Origin of the sequence: Devosia psychrophila, from assembly GCF_000971275.1 — a bacterium.
GTDB lineage: Bacteria > Pseudomonadota > Alphaproteobacteria > Rhizobiales > Devosiaceae > Devosia > Devosia psychrophila.
In genome coordinates this window covers 1-4,271 of the sequence record NZ_LAPV01000095.1, presented here as the reverse complement: position 1 = coordinate 4,271, position 4,271 = coordinate 1, and the positions used below count along the sequence as shown (strand labels likewise).

The window sequence follows — 4,271 nt, the reverse complement described above, 5'->3', positions numbered from 1 at the left end:
GTTCATTCTGATCGCGGTGCTCATTATCGCTGGGCAGGCTGGTTACCCAGGATTGCTGACGCGAAGCTGGTTCGCTCAATGTCCCGCAAGGGATGCTCGCAAGATAACGCTGCGTGCGAGGGGTTTTTCGGCAGGTTGAAAACAGAACTCTTCTACCCTCGGGATTGGACCGCCACCACGGTCGAGCAGTTCGTTATCGAGGTTGATTCCTACATCCGTTGGTACAATGAGAAGCGCATCAAGATATCCCTTGGCTCTCTTAGCCCAATCGAATACCGACAAAGTCTTGGCATTACAGCATAACCGGTCCAAGTTTTCGTCCGCACCCCCTCTGACGGAAGTCCTCAAAACTCAGACCAATCGCCTTTGATCGCAGCATTGCCGTGGGGACTGTAATATAATGTCGCGCTTTTCAAACGCTGCTGCAGCCCCTTGATGCCAGCGACGGCCGCCGGCTTCTGCTCGATACGGTTCGGCTGAACTTTGGCGTCAAGCCGGAAAATATCCACTACGCGGTCAAGTTCGGACGCCTGTACCTCGTTCTGTTCGACCGCGGCATTGATCTCTTCAACCAAAGCCGCGTTGTGCTGGGTCATTTCATCCATGGCACGCACCGCGGTGTTTACTTCTTCGATTGAGGCCGCCTGCTCGCCGCTGGCTCGAGCAATGTCATCGAGCAGCGAATTGTTCTCCTTGATCGATTCCAGCATCGACAACAGTTTGCCTGCAGCGTCAGCCACCAGCTTCGAACCACCCGACACTTCATGGGCGCTCTGGTCTATCAGAACCTTCACCCCGGATGAGGCCTGCGCCGCGGACTGAGCGAGGCGCCTCACCTCGATGGCAACCACGGCGAAACCTTTAGCCGCCGCTGAACCCATGCTCGTCGCGCAACCGCTCGAAGATCCGCTTGGCCGTGTGGCGCTGCTTGACCGGGCCAGCCCGATCTTCCTCCAGGATCGCATCGATCACCGGCACCATCGCGTCCAGCTTCGGCCGCGCCACCGGCTTGCTGCGCGTATAGCCCGGTGGCAGCGAAAACCGGCACATCTTCAGCACCGTGTCCCGGCTCAGCCCAAACACCCGAGCCGCCTCCCGCCGGCTGTGACCCTCCACGAGCACAAACCGCCGAACCGCCCCATAAACCTCCACTGCGAACATCCCCGGCGGCCCCGCAAAGGAAACCAGCCTAACCACTGGTCGACTTTTACGCCGCCCGCATCAGCTCAAATGCCGACCCTCAGTGGCCTAACTTCTCACCGCCATGCACAACGGGGTATGCTTCGACCTCGATTTGGCTCCCTAATTCGAGGGTGCAGCCGATAGGTTGACCATACAACAATCGGCTGGGGACTTGCCTACAGCTGGCTGCAGGCTACAACTCATTCGGATGAGTGGAACTTCGAGCTACACACGCACCCGACGTGCCGTTCTTGGCAACGATACGCCTGTGAGAAATTTGCATCTTGCTGCAAAGTCCCATGGCTAAGTTGCTGCGGACAAACGATTTCGGGATAGGCAGGCAAGTCGCTGCGCTGCCTTGGCGACTTGAGGAGGACGGGTCTAGGTCCATCCTTCTGGTGACATCGCGCACCAATCAGAAATGGATGTTGCCCAAGGGTTGGCCAATGGCCGGTAAAAGCGATGCGGAAGCGGCGTTGCAAGAAGCTCGGGAAGAGGCCGGCATAGAGGGAACCGTATCGGACACACCGATCGGATCCTATCATTTCATCAAGCTGCTCGATGACGGCACGACAAAACCGTCCCAAGCGGTGATCTACTCCGTACGAGTGCTCACTCAGTTGAATAAATGGGACGAGAAGGATGAACGGCGGAGGAAGTGGTTCTCGCTTAGGAAAGCTGCCAAGGCTGTCTTCGAGCCTGACCTTGCCAAGTTTCTATCAAATTTGGCGTCGGGTCGACCTGCCTTGTTCTAGGCCTGCGGCAACGTCATCGCGCCACCCAATGACTGATCTGGGCCGATCCAAGACGTAGCCCCTCGGATTGGACGTCCGCTATTTCGCGCCGCATGCGCCCGAAGCGGTCAGGCCGCTGACGGCCCCAACCTCGGTGTTCCATACCAGATATTATGCGAATTAGTGGCCGCCGCCCCTGCCCTGCCCTGCCCTAGTTGATCGGTACATCGGACCGCGGCGCTCATACGTGCCAATAACTTCGCCTTTGTGGACATGTCGGACGTTTGTCGACAGCCCCCGCCAAATCACTGCATATGATAGAGCGCAAAGGAGATCGGGGATCCTTACTGTGCATTGTGTAGCTGACAAGCCAGAGACGATCCTATGGCGCCCAATTATCTGCTTGGCATATCTCACTGGCGCGATCATGCGGGCGATCTTGATGGCCCGCATCCACCCGCAAACATCAGTACCCTGTTGTATGGGTGCGAGAGGTGGCTGGAGCTCAATCCAACGGCGGTAGATACTGACGTTGGGCGCCGTCTTTTGATGATCAAGCGGGAGCTAGAGGACTATCTGGACCGCCACGCTCAGTTGCGACTCCATGGCCTGCCTGCGTCACCCCCCAGAACTTAAGAAAAACGACGGTTTTGTATGACTGTGTTGCGCGGCGTCGTAGGGTTTAGCTGGAGGAAAAGATATGGAACTGATCGTTGCCTTAGCACTAATGGCGGCTATTGTTGCTTGGTGGATTGCCCGGACTAGAGCGCAGCAGAAAACAAGGCAGAATGCGGCTCAGCGGGCCCCCTCCGACGGTGGCTTAACCCTGCCTGTGATCCGAACCGGTGTTTCTCCTGAACGACCTTCCCCATTAGAGGATAGCGTTACAACGCAGCCAAGGCTTATGCGGCCCTACGCCGAGATGGCAGATCAAAATGGTGGCGTTCGAGAAGCTTCCGCTGAGGAAGTAACAGCACTTTTCCAACCAATTCGAACAAGGCTTGGTAGCCTTCGCAAGGTCGCTGCTAATTCGACTAGAGTTGCTCAAGCCTTTGGTAGAACGGGTGGCGCTACACCAAATCTCGATATCTATAGGGGCGCCCACAGTGAAGCCGCTGGCCTTGCTGAAAAAACGGAGGCGCTACTGGATCTTATTCTCTTTGCCACAGATGGCAGTTCGAATGAATATAATGATCTTCTGGAACGTTTGATCGATGTTGGGGTGGAGTTAGAAGAAAATTTAGCATTTGTCGCCGACGTAGAAGCCAAGGTCGTTTCAGGAACATTTATCCCAATTGAACCAGTGAAAGCTACCAAGGCGCGGTTGTCGACCAACGCGGCACCCAACAACCGAGCTTGAGTTCAGCAGGCTTCAGAGTCGCTACTTAGTAATCAATGGGCCATGGCATTTCAGCCGTACTTCAGGCTGTCTCGCGATCTAGCGGCCCCGAATAGTATCAGGTGACATCGCCGCTCAAGGCGATGATGGATCGCCTGGTCTGCGCCGATGGCGGTAACCCCGACCCGACGCTGATGCAGGGCAAGGAGGCAGCCTTGGCCAAGCAGATCGAGCTCGATGGCTGGGACTATCCCAAGCATCTCAAGGGGCGGCTGTTCTCGGTGGTGGTACATGGTGATGTCGAGGGCACTAAGGATGTGCGGCGCTCGATTTCGGACTGGCTCAAATTCATGGACCTGGCGCCGGCCGGGCCCTTGGCCGAACTCGACCGCTATATCGGCTATTGGGAGCCCTATGCGACCAGTCCCCAGGCGCTGGACAAGGACCAAGCTATGCAGGGCGAAGTGCGGAACGCCGCCAAGACGCTGCGCGACGCCATAATCGGGCAACGCAAAGGGACTACAATTCCCGGAAGCGACCTTGTTGCACCGCGCCAGAAGTAAAGGCATCGTATTCCAATCGGGAAGCTCGATGCAGGGCCCGTCATGCGGGGTTGTTGGGCATCCCCCTTCGGGCGCAATGCCAGCTGACGGGACTTGGCCTCAGGCTGCCACGTTTCCATCTCGACCAATGAACCACTACTTTTTCGAGCCGCGGCGAACTGCCCGCTCAGGCAATGCATCAGCTACATCACCTTCACAAATCTTCATCTTGGTCATGAACGGGAGAAACACCGCGGGGTCATCTTCACATCATCACGGCAATCAAGCCGCATGTGAAAGAGACTAGGGTCCGGACCCAATAAGTGGATTCCCATACCAATCGGGCCGTGATTCACTGCCTCATTGAGGAGGCGGTGATTATGGGTGATTTCTTTTGGTTTTCCGATGCGCAGTGGGCCCGGATCGAGCCGCTGCTTCCAACCGACGTGCGCGGCAAGCCCCGGGTAGATGATC

Annotated in this window: 4 protein-coding genes and 3 pseudogenes; 5 read left to right on the top strand and 2 right to left on the bottom strand. The window is 56.8% G+C overall.

Annotation, left to right across the window (positions count from 1 at the left end):
- Positions 1 to 303 (top strand): IS3 family transposase (locus WH91_RS10220; protein ID WP_046170915.1); only part of this gene is annotated, 303 nt, incomplete at its 5' end.
- A gap of 41 nt (positions 304 to 344) precedes the next feature.
- On the opposite strand, the gene WH91_RS10215 is transcribed toward WH91_RS10220, so the two are convergent.
- Together WH91_RS10215 and WH91_RS10210 are read right to left on the bottom strand one after the other, a co-directional pair.
- On the bottom strand, positions 345 to 881 hold the full coding sequence (locus WH91_RS10215) for a methyl-accepting chemotaxis protein (protein ID WP_046170913.1): 537 nt from the start codon (positions 879 to 881) through the stop codon (positions 345 to 347).
- A pseudogene (locus WH91_RS10210) lies at positions 865 to 1,161 on the bottom strand (IS21 family transposase); the annotation flags it as partial. The pseudogene WH91_RS10210 and the gene WH91_RS10215, both read right to left, overlap by 17 nt.
- Before the next feature lie 320 nt (positions 1,162 to 1,481).
- Here WH91_RS10210 and WH91_RS10205 point away from each other — a divergent pair.
- From WH91_RS10205 to WH91_RS24910, 4 genes and pseudogenes are all read left to right on the top strand, one after another.
- Positions 1,482 to 1,937 (top strand): NUDIX hydrolase, encoded by a 456-nt coding sequence (locus WH91_RS10205; protein WP_046170911.1) that lies wholly within the window; start codon positions 1,482 to 1,484, stop codon positions 1,935 to 1,937.
- Positions 1,938 to 2,616: 679 nt separating this feature from the next.
- The gene (locus WH91_RS24205) at positions 2,617 to 3,276 is read left to right on the top strand and encodes a hypothetical protein (RefSeq protein ID WP_143078261.1); all 660 of its coding nucleotides are present in this window, start codon (positions 2,617 to 2,619) and stop codon (positions 3,274 to 3,276) included.
- Positions 3,277 to 3,371: 95 nt separating this feature from the next.
- Positions 3,372 to 3,818 (top strand): annotated as a pseudogene (locus WH91_RS10195) (NAD(P)H-dependent oxidoreductase); the annotation flags it as partial.
- A gap of 359 nt (positions 3,819 to 4,177) precedes the next feature.
- A pseudogene (locus WH91_RS24910) lies at positions 4,178 to 4,271 on the top strand (IS5/IS1182 family transposase); the annotation flags it as partial.

Bases quoted from the DNA above. Each gene is read 5' to 3' on its own strand.
- WH91_RS10215 (WP_046170913.1), bottom strand. From the start codon at position 881: ATGGGTTCAGCGGCGGCTAAAGGTTTCGCCGTGGTTGCCATCGAGGTG.
- WH91_RS24205 (WP_143078261.1), top strand. From the start codon at position 2,617: ATGGAACTGATCGTTGCCTTAGCACTAATGGCGGCTATTGTTGCTTGG.
- WH91_RS10205 (WP_046170911.1), top strand. From the start codon at position 1,482: ATGGCTAAGTTGCTGCGGACAAACGATTTCGGGATAGGCAGGCAAGTC.